Origin of the sequence: Catenibacillus scindens, assembly GCF_014202115.1 — a bacterium.
GTDB lineage: Bacteria > Bacillota > Clostridia > Lachnospirales > Lachnospiraceae > Catenibacillus > Catenibacillus scindens.
On the sequence record NZ_JACHFW010000001.1, the window covers coordinates 424,906 to 444,213 of the forward strand.

17 protein-coding genes are annotated in these 19,308 nt (G+C 47.7%); 9 read left to right on the forward strand and 8 right to left on the reverse strand.

Translation table 11 applies throughout. From position 1 onward, the window contains the following. The 5 genes from HNP82_RS01765 (at position 1) to HNP82_RS01785 (ending at position 5,552) form a co-directional block, all read left to right on the forward strand. The gene (locus HNP82_RS01765) at positions 1-774 is read left to right on the forward strand and encodes a polysaccharide deacetylase family protein (protein ID WP_183770811.1); all 774 of its coding nucleotides are present in this window, start codon (positions 1-3) and stop codon (positions 772-774) included. 138 nt (positions 775-912) lie between these two features. After that, complete coding sequence (locus HNP82_RS01770) at positions 913-1,557, forward strand: YdcF family protein (protein ID WP_243164599.1); 645 nt, start codon at positions 913-915, stop codon at positions 1,555-1,557. Continuing rightward, positions 1,538-2,587: an aldose epimerase family protein gene (locus HNP82_RS01775; RefSeq protein ID WP_183770814.1), complete on the forward strand. Its 1,050-nt coding sequence runs from the start codon at positions 1,538-1,540 to the stop codon at positions 2,585-2,587. Before HNP82_RS01770 ends, HNP82_RS01775 begins: the two co-directional genes overlap by 20 nt. After that, positions 2,584-4,527: a hypothetical protein gene (locus HNP82_RS01780; RefSeq protein ID WP_183770816.1), complete on the forward strand. Its 1,944-nt coding sequence runs from the start codon at positions 2,584-2,586 to the stop codon at positions 4,525-4,527. The genes HNP82_RS01775 and HNP82_RS01780 overlap by 4 nt, the downstream gene beginning before the upstream one ends. 83 nt (positions 4,528-4,610) lie before the next feature. After that, a complete protein-coding gene (locus HNP82_RS01785; protein WP_183770818.1) occupies positions 4,611-5,552 on the forward strand; it encodes a glycosyltransferase family 2 protein in 942 nt (313 codons plus the stop codon). A 72-nt stretch (positions 5,553-5,624) separates the two neighbouring features. Here HNP82_RS01785 and HNP82_RS01790 read toward each other — a convergent pair whose 3' ends face one another. The 4 genes from HNP82_RS01790 to HNP82_RS01805 are packed head-to-tail and all read right to left on the reverse strand — an operon-like array spanning position 5,625 to position 10,094. Then, positions 5,625-6,683, reverse strand: a complete 1,059-nt coding sequence (locus tag HNP82_RS01790) for a DUF4340 domain-containing protein (protein WP_183770820.1) — start codon at positions 6,681-6,683, stop codon at positions 5,625-5,627. Then, entirely contained in the window at positions 6,680-8,152 is a 1,473-nt protein-coding gene (locus tag HNP82_RS01795; protein WP_183770822.1) for a GldG family protein, read from the reverse strand. Before HNP82_RS01795 ends, HNP82_RS01790 begins: the two co-directional genes overlap by 4 nt. Positions 8,153-8,167: 15 nt before the next feature. Next, complete coding sequence (locus tag HNP82_RS01800) at positions 8,168-9,031, reverse strand: ABC transporter permease (protein ID WP_183770824.1); 864 nt, start codon at positions 9,029-9,031, stop codon at positions 8,168-8,170. Next, positions 9,015-10,094 carry an ABC transporter ATP-binding protein gene (locus tag HNP82_RS01805; protein ID WP_183770826.1) on the reverse strand — a complete coding sequence of 360 codons (1,080 nt, stop codon included), beginning with the start codon at positions 10,092-10,094 and terminating at the stop codon, positions 9,015-9,017. Before HNP82_RS01805 ends, HNP82_RS01800 begins: the two co-directional genes overlap by 17 nt. Positions 10,095-10,331: 237 nt before the next feature. Between HNP82_RS01805 and HNP82_RS01810 the strand changes: the two genes are divergently transcribed. From HNP82_RS01810 to HNP82_RS01825, 4 genes are all read left to right on the forward strand, one after another. Beyond that, a complete protein-coding gene (locus HNP82_RS01810; protein WP_183770828.1) occupies positions 10,332-11,339 on the forward strand; it encodes a LacI family DNA-binding transcriptional regulator in 1,008 nt (335 codons plus the stop codon). A gap of 125 nt (positions 11,340-11,464) precedes the next feature. Continuing rightward, the gene (locus HNP82_RS01815) at positions 11,465-12,637 is read left to right on the forward strand and encodes an NAD(P)-dependent malic enzyme (RefSeq protein WP_183770831.1); all 1,173 of its coding nucleotides are present in this window, start codon (positions 11,465-11,467) and stop codon (positions 12,635-12,637) included. Beyond that, positions 12,630-13,640 carry a TIGR01212 family radical SAM protein gene (locus HNP82_RS01820; RefSeq protein ID WP_183770834.1) on the forward strand — a complete coding sequence of 337 codons (1,011 nt, stop codon included), beginning with the start codon at positions 12,630-12,632 and terminating at the stop codon, positions 13,638-13,640. The genes HNP82_RS01815 and HNP82_RS01820 overlap by 8 nt, the downstream gene beginning before the upstream one ends. A gap of 29 nt (positions 13,641-13,669) precedes the next feature. Then, a complete protein-coding gene (locus HNP82_RS01825; RefSeq protein ID WP_183770836.1) occupies positions 13,670-14,194 on the forward strand; it encodes a DUF4364 family protein in 525 nt (174 codons plus the stop codon). Positions 14,195-14,259: 65 nt separating this feature from the next. On the opposite strand, the gene yihA is transcribed toward HNP82_RS01825, so the two are convergent. From yihA to clpP, 4 genes are all read right to left on the reverse strand, one after another. Continuing rightward, positions 14,260-14,901 carry a ribosome biogenesis GTP-binding protein YihA/YsxC gene (gene yihA / locus HNP82_RS01830; protein WP_183770838.1) on the reverse strand — a complete coding sequence of 214 codons (642 nt, stop codon included), beginning with the start codon at positions 14,899-14,901 and terminating at the stop codon, positions 14,260-14,262. Positions 14,902-14,930: 29 nt separating this feature from the next. Beyond that, complete coding sequence (gene lon / locus HNP82_RS01835) at positions 14,931-17,246, reverse strand: endopeptidase La (protein WP_183770841.1); 2,316 nt, start codon at positions 17,244-17,246, stop codon at positions 14,931-14,933. 104 nt (positions 17,247-17,350) lie between these two features. Then, on the reverse strand, positions 17,351-18,649 hold the full coding sequence (clpX, locus tag HNP82_RS01840) for an ATP-dependent Clp protease ATP-binding subunit ClpX (protein WP_183770843.1): 1,299 nt from the start codon (positions 18,647-18,649) through the stop codon (positions 17,351-17,353). A gap of 15 nt (positions 18,650-18,664) precedes the next feature. Next, positions 18,665-19,249, reverse strand: coding sequence for an ATP-dependent Clp endopeptidase proteolytic subunit ClpP (gene clpP / locus HNP82_RS01845; RefSeq protein ID WP_183770846.1), 585 nt, complete (start codon positions 19,247-19,249; stop codon positions 18,665-18,667). Positions 19,250-19,308: the final 59 nt, after the last annotated feature.

A 19,308-nucleotide genomic window follows, 5' to 3' on the forward strand; every position in this document is an offset into this window, starting at 1 on the left:
ATGGAAAAATCTCTGAAAACCTTCTTCCGCACCGGATGTCTGGTGATCACCCTCCTGCTGTGTGTCTTTGCCGTCCGCCAGTTTATGGCCCCTTCCGTAGCCTCCGTCTTTTACCAAAATTCCAGAAAAATCCCAATCTACTGTGTGGACACCCAAAAACCCCAGGTAGCTCTGTCCTTCGACGCGGCCTGGGGCAATGAGGATACTTCCACGATTCTGAATATTCTCGCCAGCCACAACGTCCATGCCACCTTTTTTATGACCGGAGGATGGGTAGAAAGCTACCCTGAGGATGTAAAAGCTATTGCCGCCGCCGGACATGACCTTGGAAATCATTCCCAGAACCACAAGCAGATGTCCGACCTCTCATCTTCCGAGTGCGCCGATGAAATTCAACAGGTCCATGACCAGGTCAAAGCCCTCACCGGTGTGGATATGACACTTTTCCGACCGCCCTACGGGGATTACAACGATCAGCTTGTTGACATCGCTAACGGCCTGGGATACCATGTGATCCAGTGGAATGTGGACAGTCTGGACTGGAAAGATTACGGTGCCCAGGATATTATATCCCGCGTCCTCAACCACGAAAATCTTTGCAACGGCTCTATTATTCTGATGCATAACGGCGCAAAATATACCAAAGACGCCCTAGACGCCGTTATTACCGGCCTTCAGGAAAAAGGATACGAAATCGTCCCCATCTCCCAGCTCATCTACACTCAAAATTACACCACAGACCATACCGGCAAACAAATTTTGTCGGGAAACTGACAAAATGCAGCAGTTCAGTTTACTGACAAAATTCTTAAGAATTTTCTCCCCCCTGTACTTTATGGAATTTCATGGTATAATAGCCACATAAGTGGCTATTATACCGCGTCATTTGCCACTATAGATTTTGGAGTTTTTATGATGAAATTTTTAGAAGAACTGACAGATCTTGTTTTTGTCGAAGATCTTCCTCAGAAAAGCGATATTATATTTATTCCCGGAGGCCGCTACGGCGCCCTTGCCTTACAGGCCGCCCGGCTTTACAAAGAGGGGATGGCACCTCTTATCCTGCCCTCAGGTAAATACAGCAAGCTGGTGGGATTCTTTGAGGGACCGGCAGATATGCCAGACTCCGCTTTAAAAAATTGTCCAACGGAATGGGCCTTTATGGATCACATCCTGCGCTCCCAGGGCGTACCAGCGGATGCTATTTTAAAAGAAGATCAGGCCACCTTTACCTACGAGAATGCTATTTTTTCGCGGCAGACAACAGACCGTCTCGGACTGCATATCCGGCGGGCCATTATATGCTGTCAGGCTTATCACGCAAAAAGATGCCGGATCTACTATGAAATATTATATCCGGATACCCAGTTTTTCATCTGTCCAGTCAGTACCCAGGACATATCCCGGAATAACTGGTACAGAGACGAGAGAAAAATTGATACAGTCCTTGGAGAAATATCCCGCCTGGGGGATCAGTTTCACCAGATTGTACGCCAATATGGCATGGACCAGCAAAAAAAACACAGGAGGAACGATAATGACAACGGTTGCAAGTAAGTTATGGGGAACGCTCCAGTCCCACCCTGTATATTTATATACATTAACAAACAATCACGGCAATTTTGTCCAGATCACCAATTATGGAGCAGCCATCACATCCGCTATAATCCATACGCCCCAGGGTCCTGTGGATGTCATTCTCGGATTAAAAACGCCGGAAGAATACCAGTTAAGCGACGCCCACTTTGGCGCCTGTATCGGGAGAGTGGGCAACCGCATCGGCCGTGCTGTCTTTACCTTAAACGGACAGACTTTTCACCTGGCCGCCAATGACGGGCCAAACCACCTTCACGGCGGCGTTAAAGGTTTCGACCGCCACTTTTTTCATATTGAGGAAATCCCCGGAGGTATCCGGGCCAGCCGCCGCTCTCCTGACGGCGAGGAAAATTATCCCGGGAACCTGGATGTTTCCGTGGATTATACTTTTGATGACCAAAACCGCCTGTCTCTGACTTACCGCGGCATCAGCGACAAGGATACCATTGTTAATCTGACAAATCACACCTATTTTAACTTGTCAGGGGAGGGCTCCGGAGATATCTGTTCCCATCTGCTGACCATTGACGGAGACTATATCACAGAAAATGACGCCAACTGTCTGCCTACAGGGCGCCTGCTCCCGGTAGAACACACAGCCTTTGATTTCCGCCGGTCCAAAGCCATGGGACAGGATATTGGCCAGCAGCAGGAGCAGCTTGTCTTCTGCCGGGGCTATGACCATAACTTCTGTCTAGGCGGCCAGGGTATGCGTAAGGTTTCCCGCGTTCTTTCCCCCAAAACAGGGATTTCTATGGACGTGTATACTGATATGCCTGGAATGCAGTTTTACACCGGCAACTTTCTCACAGGACAAATTGGGAAATCCGGTACCGCCTACGGCCCCCGCAGCGGTTTCTGCCTGGAAACCCAATATTACCCCAACGCCATGGCCTGTCCGGATTTCCCCTCCATTGTGTTAAAGGCGGGCATACCTTACTTTTCCCAGACGATCTACGCCTTTGATGTCTCACAGGAGAGCGGACAATGAAGCACATTCTTCCAAAATGTATCCTTTTTGCCATCATCGCCCTTGCCATCGAGCTGTTCGGTTTTAATTTCAGGACATTTGAATCTCTCACCTTTAGTCCGGCACAGCGATGGACGCTGACAGACGCCGCCGGCGCAAAACTTCCCATGGGAAGCTGTCTTACTGGCGACGAAAATGGGGAAGCTGTCTTTGTCATTGAAAATATCGGACAGACTGCGGGTAATCTTTACCTGGATCTGGAAGGTCCTTCTTCGGATGGTTTTTTTGCCATAAAAATCAAGGCCAGGGACGAAGGAAACAATCAGTACTACAGTCTGCCTGAAACTGCCGTCTCCGCAGTCCGGGAGGCGGACAAGTATATCCGGCTTAATTTAAGCGGGAAAGCTAAAAGTCTGCGTGTCACTGTAAAGACAGAGGCAGGCGAAGAATTAATCATAAAAAATGTGGATATTAACCGGATACGGCCTCTGGATCTCTCCCCGGTAAGGATCGCCGCTACTTTCTTTATCATTGTGGTGCTATGGGGGCTTCGACCGGGCGCCCCTGTTTATGCCATTAAATACAACCCAAAAGACGCTTTTCAGACCGGACTCCTCATATGCCTGATGGCGGCATTTCTCGGCGGCTGTATCGGTATTTCCCAGGGCGATCCCCGCTACTGTGATCCCCCTTGGGCCCATCACTACCAGTATCACCAGCTTGCTGTATCCCTCACCGAAGGCCATTTTTACCTGGATATTGAGCCCTCAGAAGATCTGATGGCCATGGAGAATCCCTATGATAATAACCAGCGGGACGCGGATCAGGTGGAATTTCAGTGGGACACCGCCTATTTTAACGGGAAATATTACAGTTACTTTGGCATCCTTCCGGTATTTGTATATTATCTCCCCTACTACCTGATCACCGGACAGGCTTTCCCCACGTATGTGGGTATCCTGATCAATGTGGCCTTCATCATTGCCGGCGCTTATTTTCTTCTCAGATCCCTGGCCAGAAAATACTTTCCCAATACTTCCCTGGGAGTGTTTATCCTCTGTCAGTGTATGTTCATCCTTGGCTGCGGAACCCTGCTCATTGTCAATCCGCCAACATTTTATAATATGCCCGGCTCCATGGCTCTGGCCCTGACTTTATGGGGACTGTATTTCTGGCTAAGAGCTGCAAAAAATCCCCGCATTCATCCCGGATTTCTCTCCCTGGGCGCGCTGCTTATGGCCCTTGTGGCTGCCAGCCGCCCCCAGATGCTTGTGGGAAGTTTTCTGATCATTCCTATTTTCTGGGGACATATAAAGTCCGCTCTGTCCGGGAAGCAATTCAGGACATTTGTCTTAAACTTTGTCCAGGCTGCCCTCCCTTATATGATTGTCGCTGCCCTGGTAATGTACTATAACTTTGCCCGCTTTGGATCGCCTTTTGATTTTGGGGCCAATTACAATTTAACCACAAACGACATGACCCACCGGGGATTTCATCTGGACCGGCTGCCCTTTGGCATTTTTGCCTATCTTTTCCAGACACCTTCCCTCATCGGCCACTTTCCCTTTATGTCCTCAGTGTCTTTGCAGAACACCTACCAGGGGATGACCATCGCTGAGACGATGTACGGCGGCTTTTTCTGGTTCAACTGCGGAGCGATGGCCCTTGTGTTTCTCGGAAACGTAAAACGGGAGCTAAAAGAGAAAAAGCTGTGGCTTTTATCCATCCTTTCCGCGGTTATGGCCGTGATTGTCGTCTGTGCTGATGTGGAGCTGGCCGGTATCCTTCAGCGGTATGGCAGCGACTTTGGCCTGTTTTTCATCCTCCCTGCTGTAATCTGTATCCTCGCCCTTGGCGAAAAAGCCACAAACGGTGACGGACAAAAAATTTATCAGAAAGCCCTTTATCTCTCCTTTATATGGACCGCAGGCATTAACTTCGTGTGGCTGTTGGCAAAATAAGCAGTCACCCGCATTTTGCATGACTGAACTTTTACAAACCTCACGGCAAAACAACTATCAACAACATGAAAGAAAGGTTACTTATGGATACTATCGCAGTTTTAATTCCTTGCTACAACGAAGCCAAAACCATTGGAAAAGTTGTGGCGGATTTTAAAAAAGCCCTTCCTGAGGCTGTCATTTATGTTTACGACAATAATTCTACTGACGGCACCGACGAAATTGCCCAAAAGAACGGCGCTATTGTCCGCTATGAACACCAGCAGGGCAAAGGCGCGGTCATTCGCTCCATGTTTCGGGAAATCGACGCCAAATGTTATCTGATGATCGACGGAGATGACACCTATCCCGCACAGAACGCCAAGGATATGGTGGACGCAGTTTTAAACAAAGGCATGGATATGGTTGTAGGGGACCGGCTTTCTTCCACTTATTTCACAGAAAACAAACGGCTTTTCCACAACAGCGGAAATAAAGTCGTCCGTGGGCTGATTAATTTTCTTTTTAAAAACAATATCCGGGATATTATGACCGGATACCGGGCCTTTAGTTACCTGTTTGTGAAAACATTTCCCGTTTTGTCCCAGGGATTTGAGATTGAAACAGAAATGACTATACACGCCCTGGACAAGAGGATGCGGGTTGAAAATGTGGTGGTGGATTACCGGGATCGCCCAGAGGGCTCCCAGTCCAAACTTAACACCATCTCCGACGGATTCAAAGTATTAAAGACCATATTTCGACTCTTTAAAAATTACCGGCCAATGATGTTTTTTGGGATCATCGCCGTGATCCTCCTGCTCCTGGCCATCGGTTTTTTTATTCCTGTATTGATTGAATATATACAAACCGGTCTGGTTCCTAAATTTCCCACATTGATTGTCAGCGGATTCGCGGCTCTGGCTGCGATTATATCCTATTTCAGCGGACTGATCCTCAATGTGCTGAAAGCCCAAAATCTCCAGAATTTCGAGATCATACTGAATTATTTTCAAAACGAATATATGAAGAAAACAGATCAATAATATCACAATATAAGCATAAAAACGCCGCCGTGACTAACAAGCCATGGCGGCGCTTTTTGTCTCTTCACCGGCTCAGGATTCACTTTCCTCCGAGCCTGTATCACTTGTCCCCACAATAGAGGATACTGTATCTGCGGTCAGCAGGTGGACTTCTGTGGAACCGCTCAGATTTACATAGTAGTACCCGTCATCTGTAGCGTCTCCGATGTTGAGATAAATAATAGACAACTGATTTTCATCATAGGTTTCCTCTTCATCCCCGGAAGTTTCTTCTGTCTCCGCTTCAGTCTCGTCAGTCTGGATTTCCTGAGTCTGATCTGTTTCCTCTGAGGACGTTTCCGCCGATGTTTCGTCGGCAGACTCCCCGGAATCTTCCAGATATTTAATAGTCACAAGATACTGGGGATCGTCCAGTCCATAGACGGACATATCTTCGCAGTCATAGTCTACATGGGCACTGTAACTCAACGTGCTGATCGTGGAGAATGCAGATGCGTCATCATCCGCATCCAAATTCCGGCTTTCGGTTCCGTCATCCACAGTAATCGTCTTAATATCGTCAGAAGCGATAGACGGAAAGCTTTCCATATCTGCCACTGTATAAATATTAAAAGACATCATGGTGCTTAATGAGGAGGAAATCATATATACCGTCTGTGTGTCACCCAGCCGGCAGTAGTATTCTCCTGTAGTCCCGTTGTCTGTGCCGATCTCAAAGACAGTCTCATTGCCCTCGCTGTCTGTAAAACTAATAACGTTGGACGGTTCATCCAGACCGTAATCCGATAAATTATCCTCTGAAATCTCGATCACTCTGCTGGCGGTAGTGCTGAGGGCGGAACTGAGTTTCCCGTCAATGCTGGACTGATTTACAGGAAATTCCCGGTCCGCGTCATAGTACCATGTCCCGTCTTCCTTGACAAAAGTGTATGTCTCTCCATTATAAACATAGGAAAACTGAGTGACGTCATCGCTGCTCAGAGAGGTAATATCTGTGGATGTGTCTTCGCTGGCCGCCTCCTGCTCCTGGCTGGCCCGATTCCACGCCGACGTTCCAAAATATACTCCTGCGGCGGCTACAAGTACAATAATTGCCGCCGCCATTTTCATGGTCTGCTTATTTTTTGTCATCGCTTCCTCCTCTGAATCCATACAACGGCGCCAAGAAGCAGCACTGCGATAGGAATGACAGCAATCAGAACGATTCCCCACATATTAGCGCTTCCCGCAGTTACCATAAGAGAATCATAGGTCAGTGATTTTGAATCAATGGAGACACTGGTTGTTTCCCCGTTCATCCAGCTAATGGCGTTCATAAAGAAATCATAATTGCCGTCAGAGACAGCCCCGTTCATAGTATCATCCAGAAGCCCTGCGGTGGACACATAGACAAGCTGAGTCTGAGAATCCGCTTCACTCTCTTCCTCATCAGCATCATCACTGCTCTCATCCACAGTCTTTGTTACGGCAACACCAAGGGCAAAGGGGCCGTCAATATCCCCGTCTTCCTTTTCAAGAGTTGTCGCGCCGGCCACATCCACCTTTGAATACGCCTGGTCGCTGGTGGACAACAGAGTATCCACTGACACGCCGTCCGGCAGATCTTCAGAAATCTCAATCCCCTGGGCACTTGGCAGCAGGACAAGACGGCTATTGTTGATCATGTCATTGGTGACCGTATGGGCTTCAAGATCCGGAACAAGATAAATGGGATAACCCGGATAATAGTAACTTCCATTACCTTCCACAACGATGCCCTCTGTTCTGGACAATCCGTAGTGGCTTAACACCGAATCAAAGTTAGGCATATCACTTGTGGTATAATTGGATGTAATAATTGCCTTTCCCCCCTGATCCAGATAATCAATAATATAGGACGCCTCATTTTCTGACAGATCATTTTGCGGAGCATTGATCAAAAGAATATCACAATCTTCGGGAACACTCTCCTGAGTTACAAGGCTTAAATTTTCTGTAACGATATTGGCTTTTGTAATACGGTCTTGCAGCTCACTGGAAATTTCCGATTCATTATGGCCTTCCAGGATATACATTTTAGGAAGATCATCGCTTGTGACGTAAGCAATAGCACTGGTCACAAGGCCTTCGCCGTCGTAGCCTGTGGTCTGATAGGAATAGGTGGTATAGTCTACTTCTGTAATATACATATCCGAATAGGCGATATACTGGGAAGTCTCTCCGCATACAACAATAATACTGTTGTCCGCCACCTCCTCATCTGTATATTGAGAGGCAAACGCCGGGCTGACTACCGGGTCCACCTGGGTCACATTAATGTGGGATGAGCTGTCCTCGTAGAGGTTGAGCATACGCTGGATAGTGGTGTCCTCGCTGCCTTCCTGGCAGATATAATAAATGTCCACATCGGTATCCAGATCTGACAAAAGCGTCCGGGTCTGGTCGCCGATACTGTAAAGCTGGTTATCACTGATGTCCACCTGAGAATACTGAGAAGGGATCTGTCCCGCCGCGAGATTGATGACAACAACGATAGCAATAATAATCACTATAAGAACAGAACTGTATGATCCCTGTCTGAACTGTTTTCCTTTGATTATTCCTTTTAATTTTTCTTTCATTTTCCTGCCACCTCCTTAACACCAGCGCCGTTTTTCCACAGCCTGATCGGCAAGGAAAATAAACAGAAAGCTGCCGGAAAGATAATAAATGATCCCCGGAATATCAATGATACCTGATGCAAAATTATAAAAATGCCCGGTCAGGGATAAGGAGCTGATCAGATCCCCAAAAGCGCCCTGAAAACTTGTGGAATCCATAAAATATAATATCAGGATTACCGCCACGCCAATCACGGCGACGCCGCCTCCCAGGAGCGTACTCTGGGTCATGGAGTGAACAATAAGGGCCACCGCCAGGATAAGAATAATAAAAGCCGCCATTGAAACCCACGCCGTTGATGGGATCATATCAGCGATTGATTCTGCCATATAGGAAGCAAACAAAATCAGAAATGTAAGAACCGCGGAAATAACCTGGCTCTCTGTCAGTGAGGAGATAAACATACCCACCGCGATACCTAAAAATCCCATGAGGGCAAATCCAAAAATAGACGCGTAAGCCATAGCGTAGGAGATTGTCCCGTAAGCCGCCATGATCAGCGGGTAAAACAGCATAACGCACACCGGCACCAAAAATACAGTGACCATGGCCAGATATTTGGCGAAAATAATCTGCCATGTCGTCACCGGGGCTGTTAAAAGCATCTGATCTGTTTTCTGGCGGCGGTCATCTGCCATACTTTTCATAGTCAGAATAGGGATCAGGATCATAAACACGGCGATGGTCGCCGACAGGGAATATCCAAAATAGGGATAACCGCCGTAAAGATTATTGGCGAAAAAATATAATCCGATAATGACCAGGGCAAACGCGATAAAAACGCAGCCGATCATAGACGTGAAATATGAGCGGACCTCCTTTTTATAAATCGCTGCCATTGTCCTGTACCTCCTCTGCCTTAGGGCGTTTTAACAAAAAGCGCCGTTTTTCTTTTTTATTAATATTCTGCGCATCCGTTTCTTCCGTCAGCTCCAGGAAAATATCTTCCAAAGACACATATTTTGCCGAAGCCATCATCGGGCATTCCGCATGGGCAAGGGCATAAAATATCTCTTCCCTGTAATCCCGGCGAGTCGTTTTTACAGATTCTTCATCCGCAGACACATCCCGGCCGTCATGTGCGGGCTCCACACTGCACTCCACAGTAACATCCACAATATTTTCTTCCCGGTACGGGTTTATGTCGATCTTCTCAATGCCGCCAATCTGCTCCAGAGCCTGCCGCACCTGATCTTTTTCGCCTTTTACAAGGAAATTGTAAATATTTTGTCCCTGCATCATTTTTGTAAGATTTTGGGTCGTATCACTGGCAATAAGTTTCCCATGGGCAATGATCATGACATAATCACAAATCTCGCTGATCTCTGAAAGAATATGAGAGCTTAATATAATCGTATGCTCCTTGCTCAGTTCCCGGATCAACTGGCGTATCTCGATGATCTGTTTCGGGTCAAGTCCTACTGTGGGCTCATCCAGGATAATAATCGGCGGAAACCCCATAATGGCGTGGGCAAGGCCAACTCTCTGACGATAACCTTTAGATAGATTTTTGATCAGGCGCCCTGCCACATCTTCCACCTCAGTCATCTTCATTACCCTTTCAATCTGGGCCTCCTGCTCGGATTTCTTCACACCCTTGAGCTGAGCAGAAAAATGAAGATATTCTTCCACTGTCATATCCGGGTAAACCGGCGGAATTTCCGGAAGATATCCGATACACTTTTTTGCCTCTTGGGCGTCCTTTAAAATATCATGGCCGTCAATAAGGACTTCACCTTCCGTGGCGCCGATATATCCGGTCATAATATTCATGGTCGTGGATTTTCCCGCGCCGTTAGGCCCTAAGAAACCGTAAATCTGGCCTTTTTCCACGGTAAAGGTCAAATGATCCACAGCAACATGGTCACCATATTTTTTCACGAGATTTTTAACCTCTATCATGCCATATGCTCCTCCTTCATTTTATCAATCGTTTTTATTGTAAGGGCCGACTGTGTATAATCCTTGGAAAGATTGTGAACTTTTTTTGATAAATCTGTGAAAAAAGTGTGGGGAACTGTTACTGCCACATACCGGTAGACATTGGAAAAAAATTTCTTTATAATCAAAGAAAGGTTGTAACTATGAAGGTACTAAACAGTTACAAAAGGTTTTATGATATGAAAGGAACATTTTTATATGGTTACAGTTAAAGACATCGCCAAAGCCTCCGGTGTCTCTCCCAGCACCGTATCAATTATTCTCAACGGACAAAGCCGGGAACGGAAAATCTCAGAGAAAACATGTAAAAAGGTGTGGGACGCTGTCAGCGCCCTGGGATACAAGCCAAACATTGCGGCCCGCACACTGAGGGAGGGCGCGGCTTCAAGTTCTTACACCATTGCCCTTTACTGGGCCAACGATTTTCGTACCACCATGCTGTCCCGTTTTTTAAAAGGGCTTTCCATGGCCGCCGCCGATGCCGCCGTTCCCTATGAGATCATCATCTACCCCTATGACAACGACACATTAAAAGATCAGACTGCCCTTCTCACAGGCCGGCGTTTTCACGGCGCGATCATTGCTAATGCCTCCCAAAAAGATATGGAATTTGTCAGGGACAGTTATTTTCCTGTGCCTGTTGTCCTCTATAACCGCTCCCTGCCCGGCTACTGCAGCGTAACTGTAGATAACTACCGCATGGGTGTCCTGGCGGCCCAGGCACTCCTTGACCGGAAAAAAAGGTTTCCCTGGATTCTCAGTTCCCAGGAAACCTTCCCCGGCATGGAACAACGCCTTGAGGGCTTCAAAGATTCCTTTGCCTCGGTGCTAAGCCCAATTTCCCCCGAAAACTACCTGGAGGGGGAGAACACTCCCCAGGACGGCGCCCGAATGGCGAACCAGGTTCTTACCTCCGGACATCCCTGCGACAGCATTTACTGTCTTTCTGACGCCATCGCCATGGGGTGCCTGTACACATTGAACCGGGAGGGCATAAAAATTCCTGAAGACATATCCGTCATCAGCATCGGAAATGGAGAGAAAGAAAACGCCATGTACACAACCCCTTCTTTAAGCACTGTTTATCTGCCCATGGAGGATATGGCCTGCCAGTGTCTTAAATTTTTGCTGGCTCATCTGACGGGCCAGCCCATCCCGGAAAAAAACTTAACACTGGACACGCCTCTGACCCAAAGAGAGACTTAAACCTCGAAGGCTTGCTGTTGCCCCCTTTTTTATTGTGTGTTAAAATGAAAGCAGCCTGTGACCTGAAAAGATCACTATGACGCCAGGAAAGACCGGCAAAAGATTAACAGAAAGAGGATGAAACTATGACGAACAACGAAAAAGCACTCCAGCTCCACCAGCAATGGCACGGTAAAATTGACACAATTCCCAAATGCCCGGTAAAAAGCAGGGATGATCTTGCCATCGCCTATACTCCCGGTGTGGCAGAACCGTGTAAAGTCATTGCCAAAGACCCAGAGGCAGCCTACACCTACACCATCAAATCTAACACTGTAGCTGTTGTCTCCGACGGCAGCGCTGTCCTTGGCCTTGGCAACATCGGGGCTCTGGCCGCTATGCCGGTCATGGAAGGCAAGGCGGCTTTATTTAAAGAGTTCGGCGGTGTCAACGCTTTCCCTATCTGCCTGGACACCCAGGATACTGAGGAGATCATTAAAACCGTGGTAAATATTGCCCCTGCTTTCGGCGGCATCAACCTGGAAGACATCTCTGCCCCCCGCTGTTTTGAGATCGAAAGACGCTTAAAAGAGCTTCTGGACATTCCCGTATTTCACGATGACCAACACGGCACAGCTATTGTTGTTCTTGCGGGCGTCATTAACGCTCTGAGAGTTACGGGAAAGAAAAAGGAGGACTGCCAGGTTGTTGTAAATGGCGCCGGCTCCGCAGGCATCGCCATCACCCGCCTTCTCCTCACCTACGGATTTAAACATGTGATGATGTGCGACCGTTTCGGCATTATCTCCGAATCCTATGAAAATTTAAACTGGATGCAGAAGGAAATGTGCGCAGTCACTAACCTTGAAAAACGGACAGGCAACTTAGCTGACGCCCTTAAAGGCGCTGACATTTTTATCGGTGTTTCCGCCCCCAACATGGTGACGCCGGAAATGGTACAGTCCATGAATAAAGACGCCATTATCTTTGCCATGGCAAATCCTGTGCCTGAAATTATGCCTGACGCCGCAAAAGCTGCCGGCGCCCGTGTTGTTGGTACCGGACGGTCAGATTTTCCAAATCAGATCAACAATGTGGTGGCGTTCCCCGGCATTTTCAAAGGCGCCCTTGAAGGCCGTGCCAGACAGATCACTGAGGAGATGAAACTGGCCGCAGCCAACGCTCTTGCCGGACTGATCTCTGACGAAGAACTTTCAGAGGACAATATTATGCCCTACGCCTTCGACCCCAGGGTTGCCCAGGCGGTCAGCCAGGCCGTCAAAGACCACATCCGGGAAACGAATATCCGCCATGACTGATAAGCTTGAAAATACTTCTGCGAATAATAAAAGAGAGAATCCCCGGTCGCCGGTCCCCCACAGCTACAGCAAAGCTCTGAGTTTGTGGGGCGGCCGCCCTTACTATGGATTTAACGCCTTTGTCCAGAACACTTTCCATGAAAAGGTTTATAAAATCGCTGTGGACGGAGGATTTACCTGTCCAAACCGGGATGGGACTCTGGGATATCGGGGCTGTATTTTCTGCAGCCAGGGCGGCTCCGGCGATTTTGCTGCCAGGCGGGGACAGGATTTTAACGCACAATTGGAGGAGGGCCGGCATCTTTTGAAAAACAAGCACACCGGCAGCCGTTATATTGCCTATTTTCAAGCATACACTAACACTTACGCCCCTGTCCCTGTTCTGGAGAAGATTTTTTCCCCGGCCCTGGCTCATCCCCAGGTGGCAGCCATCTCCATCGCCACCCGACCTGACTGCCTGGATGAAGAAAAAGTCCGTCTCTTATCCCGTCTTTCCGGGATAAAACCGGTATGGGTGGAGCTTGGCCTTCAGACGATCCATGAGGATACTGCCGCATACATCCGCCGGGGCTATGATCTTTCCTGTTTTCACAAAGCTTTGGCACTGCTTCAAAAGTACGGGCTGGATGTGGTTGTCCACACCATTCTCGGCCTTCCCGGAGAAACTTTTGATCAAATGGAGGAGACGGCCCGGTATTTATCCGCTCTGAATATTCAGGGAATCAAACCCCAGCTTCTACACGTTCTAAAAGGTACGGATCTGGCTGCGGACTATAGCCGCAGGCCATTTCACATTCTGACACTGGAAGAATATACCCATATCCTCATCCGGTGCCTGGAAGTTCTGCCACCGGACATGGTTATCCACCGTATCACCGGAGACGGGCCTAAAAGCCTGCTGATCCAGCCTTTGTGGAGCGGCCACAAAAAATATGTTATGAATTATATCCACAAAGCACTGAAAGACCGCCAGACATGGCAGGGAAGACGTTTTGAGGGTTAAATCCCTTTTATGAAAGGAGGGCGTATCCCATGACCGATTCGCTGACAACTTATAAACTGATTCTTTTATATATGCTGGATAAAGTGGATTTTCCCCTGACCAATTCACAGTTATCTGAGTTTATCCTTGACCGGGGATATACCTCTTACTTCACACTACAGCAGGCGATCAACGAACTGTTAGACGCTGAGCTAATCCATTCCCGGCAGGTCCGCAACAGTTCTTTCTATTCTCTCACAGAATCCGGAAAGGAAACGCTGGAATTTTTCGGAAAAAATATTCCAAAGGCCATGCGCAATGACGCGGACAATTTTCTCAATGAGCATCATTATCAGCTAAAAAACGAAAATACGACCCTGGCGGACTATTATCAGGAGAAACCCAACCTGTTTATTGTCAACTGCGAGATCCGTGAGGAAAATCATAAGCTCATCGCCCTGTCTTTAAGCGTCACTACGAAAGAGCAGGCCATCGCCATTTGTGACAACTGGAAAAAACACAATGCGGATATTTACACCTATCTCATCCAGACTCTGTTAATGGGCAAAAAATGAAGACCGCGGCGCTATTTCATTTCCGCGCCGCGGTCTTTGTCACTTCTATTCATGTAGAAAAGAGATTACACTTCTTCCCCGTCAGTTAAGCCGTTTTCATCCGCCTCATCGTAATCCATATTTAAAGCGTAGGTTTCGATGAGATCCCATATTTCATCCCGCCCCTGTTTAGACAAGGCTGAAAACGCCACCACAGGCGTTCCCTCAGCCACATCCAGGGTGTTTTTGATCAATTTGAGCTGCTTTGAAAGCTGACTGCGCTTGATCTTATCCGCCTTTGTGGCAATAATCACAGGATAAAATCCGTTCTCCACGATCCACCTATACATATGCCGGTCATTCTGGGAAGGTTCATGGCGGATATCAATGAGCAGAAAGACAAGGCGCAGTTGTTTTGATCTCTGAAGGTAATTCTCGATCATACGCCCCCATTTGGCTTTAATCTCATTGGAAACTTTGGCGTAGCCGTATCCGGGGAGATCCACAAAATAAATCTCATCGTTAATATTATAAAAGTTAATGGTCTGCGTCTTTCCCGGCTGCTGTGACGTGCGGGCGTAAGACTTCCGGTTCATCAGGGCGTTGATGAGGGATGATTTTCCCACATTTGATTTTCCGGCAAAGGCTACCTCCGGATGGATATTCTCCGGGAGGGCGCTGGTAATCCCGCACACGGTTTCCAGGTTTACGTTTTTGATCACATGCATCTTATCGTCCTCCTTTCACTGGACAGGAATCATTCCGGACAAAGAGCGACCTCAAGCACCTGATCCATATCAGAGACAAAAACAATTTCCAGTCCGTCGGTAATCTCTTTTTCCAGCTCCTCAATATCCTGGCGGTTTGTCTCAGGAACAATCACTGTTTTTATTTTCGCGATCTTTGCCGCTAAAACTTTTTCTTTCAGGCCGCCGATGGGAAGTACCCGGCCTCTTAAAGTGATCTCGCCCGTCATAGCCACGTCCGCCCTCACTTTACGCCGGGTAATGGCGGATATCATCGCCGTAGCCATAGTAATACCGGCAGACGGACCATCCTTCGGCACAGCGCCCTCTGGAATATGGATATGGATATCATTATTTTCAAAAAATTCTTTGTCGATGCCGTATTTGGACACCATGGAGCGGATGTAGCTGATACCGGCTCTTGCCGACTCTTTCATAACATCCCCCAACTGTCCTGTCAGTTCAAACTTTCCGGTACCGGGAAGTACATTGACTTCCACCGATAAGGTATCTCCGCCCACGCTGGTCCACGCCAGTCCGCGTACAACACCGATCTCATCTTTTGTGTTGGCCAGATCAAAAGTATACCGTGGCTTTCCAAGATATTTTTCCAAATTCTTCTCAGTAATCTTTATGTTTTTCACATTGGAGGCGATCACTTTTTTGGCACACTTGCGGCAGATATCCCCAATACGGCGCTCCAGATTTCGCACGCCGGCTTCCCTGGTGTAGTTCATAATCATCTTTTCAAGAGCCCGGTCACTGATGGAAATCTGTTTTTTGCCAAAACCGTGACGTTCAAGCTGCTTGGGGATCAGATGTTCCCGGGCAATATGTACTTTTTCGTTTTCCGTGTAACTGCTGATCTCAATGACTTCCATACGGTCCAGAAGGGGCCTTGGAATAGTGGATGTGGTGTTGGCAGTGGCAATAAAAAGCACATTGGAAAGATCAATGGGGATCTCAATATAGTTGTCTCTGAATTTATTATTTTGCTCACTGTCAAGAACTTCCAGAAGAGCCGCAAAGGGGTCCCCCTTATAATCGTTGCCCACTTTGTCCACCTCATCTAAAAGCATGACCGGATTATTGACTCCGGAAGACTTTAAGGCAGTGGCAATACGGCCGGGCATGGCTCCCACATAGGTTTTTCTGTGTCCCCGGATTTCCGCTTCATCATGGACTCCGCCAAGACTGATGCGCACATAGGCTTTGTTGAGGGCCCGCGCCACAGACCGTCCGATGGACGTCTTTCCAGTACCCGGCGGTCCTACAAGACATAAAATCGGGGTATCTCCCTTTTTGGCCAGAGATCTCACAGCCAGATATTCAAGAATACGCTCTTTCACTTTTTCCAGACCATAATGGTCAGCCCGCAAAATCCGCTCCGCCTTTTTTGTATCCGGATTATCTTTTCCCTCTTTATTCCAGGGCATTTCCAGCAAAGTCTCAATATAACCGCGAAGGACGCCGTTCTCCGAAGGATTGTTCCCGGTAGCTTTAAACCGTTCGATTTCTTTGGCGATTTTTTCCTTTACGCTCTTGTCCGCTTTCAGCTTTTTAAGAGCCTGCTCAAATTCTTCCGCCTCGGACATCAGATTGTTCTCCCCAAGCTCCTCGCGGATTACCCGAAGCTGCTCCCTAAGAACGTACTCCCGCTGGCTTTTATCCACCCGCTCTTTTACTTTTGCCTGGATTTCTTTATTGATCTGGATAATATCCACCTCTCTGGATATAAGGCCGACTAAAGTCTCAAAACGGCTCTGTATATCCACCGCCTCCAGCAGTTTTTGTCTTGAACGGAAATCCATAGGAATATTAATGGCCATCTGATCCATTAATTTTACCGGATTTTCTTCATTTTCCAGTTTATGTACCAGCTCCGTGCCAAACTGAGTATTGACCGAGGAATAAACCTCAAGCTGATTTTTCAAATAACGCAGCATAGCCTCCCCCTGAACTTCTTCCAGGTGGCCGCCGGTTTCAAAAATAGATACGTCTGCCATCAGATAAGGCTCGCTCTGAATCAGATCGTCCATTCTCCCACGGAATTTTCCTTCCACAAGGACTCTGACCGTATCCTGGGGCATCTTGACCAATTGTTTGATCTTTGCCACCGTACCCACGGTATACAAATCTTTTGCCTCAGGATTATCTACATCCGGGTCAAGCTGTGCCGTTAAAAATACATTCTGTTCTTCCACCATGGCCGCTTCAAGAGCCTGGACCGATTTTTTCCGGATCACATCAAAGTGAATGATCATATCCGGAAGGACGGCCAGGCCCCTAAGAGGGATCACTGGAAGTGTTATGTTAATCTCGCTCATTTTTTCTCCTGTCTGAATAAGGGCTGTGTCAGATCTCATCACTGCCACAGCCCTCATTCATTTTTATCTTATGTACTATGAAAGCCCCCTCTCAAGGAGGGATTTCAGGCGATCTCGCCGCTGTTCTTTCTTGGCAGCTTGCGGGTCACCGGTTTTTTTGGAATCATACGGTCCCCGTAAGTCAGCACCGGAGCCGCGCCTTTTTCCACTACGTCACGGGTGATCAGGCACCGTTCCACCTGCTCCTCTGAAGGAAGGGTAAACATCATATCCATCATAGTATCTTCCATAATGGCCCGAAGTCCGCGGGCGCCGGTTTTGCGCTCCAAAGCTTTCTTAGCAATAGCCTCAATAGCGCCCTGCTCAAAATCCAGGGTCACGCCGTCCATCTCAAAGAGCCGTTTGTACTGTTTGGTTATGGCGCTCTTAGGCTCTGTCAGTATCCGCACAAGAGCCGGCTCATCCAGTTGATCCAAAGCCACATTGACGGGAACACGGCCAATAAATTCCGGAATCAGTCCGTATTTTACAAAGTCTTCCGGAAGGACTTTCCTCAGAAGCTCGCCGACGTTGACTTCTTCCGGAGTCATGCCGATCTGGGCGTTAAATCCAATGGACTTCTGTCCGATACGGGATTCCACGATTTTCTCCAGACCGTCAAAGGCTCCCCCACAGATAAATAAAATATTTGTCGTGTCAATCTGGATAAACTCCTGATGGGGATGTTTGCGTCCGCCCTGAGGGGGAACGCTGGCTACTGTGCCTTCCAGAATCTTCAGCAATGCCTGCTGAACACCCTCTCCGGAAACATCTCTTGTAATGGAAACATTTTCCGATTTCCGGGTGATCTTGTCGATCTCATCAATATAAATGATACCATATTGAGCCCGCTCAATGTCGTAATCTGCCGCCTGGATCAGCTTTAAAAGAATATTTTCAACATCCTCGCCCACATAACCGGCTTCGGTCAGAGCAGTGGCATCTGCAATAGCAAATGGCACATTGAGCATCTTCGCCAAAGTCTGCGCCAGCAATGTCTTTCCTGAACCTGTAGGACCTACCATGATAATATTGCTTTTTTGAAGTTCTACATCTGGGTCCTTAACAGCCATAACTCTTTTATAATGGTTGTAAACAGCCACAGACAGTACCTTCTTGGCGTCATCCTGACCAATCACATACTGATCCAGGAAATTTTTGATCTCCACAGGTTTTAACAGATTAATATCCCCGTACTCCTGATCTTCCTCAAATTCTTCACTAATGATTTCGGCACAGATATCCACGCACTCGTCGCAGATATAGGCGTTGGGGCCTGCAATAAGTTTGCGGACCTGATCCTGAGTCTTATTGCAGAAAGAGCATCTGGGCTGTAACTTTTTGTCATCCATACGACCTGCCATAGGTTACCTCACATTCTATACTCTGTTCTTGATCACATCGTCGATCAGACCATAGGCTTTGGCGTCCTCAGCGCTCATATAATTATCTCTTTCTGTGTCGATCTCAATCTGAGAAAGAGGCTTTCCTGTATTTTCAGCCAAAATCTGATTCAACTGTTTACGAGTCTCAATGATCCGGTCAGCAACGATCTTAATATCGGAAGCTTGACCCTGGGCTCCGCCGGAGGGCTGGTGGATCATAATGGTGGCGTTGGGCAGGGCAAAACGTTTTCCCTTTGTTCCGCCGGCCAGAAGGAATGCGCCCATGCTGGCAGCCATACCCATACAAATGGTGGACACATCGCATTTAATGTAGTTCATTGTATCATAAATCGCCAGTCCCGCAGAAACAGAACCACCGGGGCTGTTAATGTAAAGGCTGATATCCTTGCCCGGATCCTCAGACTCCAAAAACAATAACTGAGATACAATAAGACTTGCTGATGCGTCTGTTACTTCTTCTCCAAGGAAAATGATACGATCTTTTAAAAGCCGGGAGAAGATATCATAAGACCGCTCTCCTCTGCTGGTCTGCTCAATGACATAAGGTACTAAACTCATACTTATTCCTCCTGTCTTTAAAAGCAGAGCGGCATTATTCACACCGCCCTGCCTGGTCT

Excerpts from the sequence above, each read along its gene's own strand:
- HNP82_RS01765 (WP_183770811.1), top strand. The coding sequence starts at position 1 with ATGGAAAAATCTCTGAAAACCTTCTTCCGCACCGGATGTCTGGTGATC.
- HNP82_RS01770 (WP_243164599.1), top strand. The coding sequence starts at position 913 with ATGATGAAATTTTTAGAAGAACTGACAGATCTTGTTTTTGTCGAAGAT.
- HNP82_RS01775 (WP_183770814.1), top strand. The coding sequence starts at position 1,538 with ATGACAACGGTTGCAAGTAAGTTATGGGGAACGCTCCAGTCCCACCCT.
- HNP82_RS01780 (WP_183770816.1), top strand. The coding sequence starts at position 2,584 with ATGAAGCACATTCTTCCAAAATGTATCCTTTTTGCCATCATCGCCCTT.
- HNP82_RS01785 (WP_183770818.1), top strand. The coding sequence starts at position 4,611 with ATGGATACTATCGCAGTTTTAATTCCTTGCTACAACGAAGCCAAAACC.
- HNP82_RS01790 (WP_183770820.1), bottom strand. The coding sequence starts at position 6,683 with ATGACAAAAAATAAGCAGACCATGAAAATGGCGGCGGCAATTATTGTA.
- HNP82_RS01795 (WP_183770822.1), bottom strand. The coding sequence starts at position 8,152 with ATGAAAGAAAAATTAAAAGGAATAATCAAAGGAAAACAGTTCAGACAG.
- HNP82_RS01800 (WP_183770824.1), bottom strand. The coding sequence starts at position 9,031 with ATGGCAGCGATTTATAAAAAGGAGGTCCGCTCATATTTCACGTCTATG.
- HNP82_RS01805 (WP_183770826.1), bottom strand. The coding sequence starts at position 10,094 with ATGATAGAGGTTAAAAATCTCGTGAAAAAATATGGTGACCATGTTGCT.
- HNP82_RS01810 (WP_183770828.1), top strand. The coding sequence starts at position 10,332 with ATGGTTACAGTTAAAGACATCGCCAAAGCCTCCGGTGTCTCTCCCAGC.
- HNP82_RS01815 (WP_183770831.1), top strand. The coding sequence starts at position 11,465 with ATGACGAACAACGAAAAAGCACTCCAGCTCCACCAGCAATGGCACGGT.
- HNP82_RS01820 (WP_183770834.1), top strand. The coding sequence starts at position 12,630 with ATGACTGATAAGCTTGAAAATACTTCTGCGAATAATAAAAGAGAGAAT.
- HNP82_RS01825 (WP_183770836.1), top strand. The coding sequence starts at position 13,670 with ATGACCGATTCGCTGACAACTTATAAACTGATTCTTTTATATATGCTG.
- yihA (WP_183770838.1), bottom strand. The coding sequence starts at position 14,901 with ATGCATGTGATCAAAAACGTAAACCTGGAAACCGTGTGCGGGATTACC.
- lon (WP_183770841.1), bottom strand. The coding sequence starts at position 17,246 with ATGAGCGAGATTAACATAACACTTCCAGTGATCCCTCTTAGGGGCCTG.
- clpX (WP_183770843.1), bottom strand. The coding sequence starts at position 18,649 with ATGGCAGGTCGTATGGATGACAAAAAGTTACAGCCCAGATGCTCTTTC.
- clpP (WP_183770846.1), bottom strand. The coding sequence starts at position 19,249 with ATGAGTTTAGTACCTTATGTCATTGAGCAGACCAGCAGAGGAGAGCGG.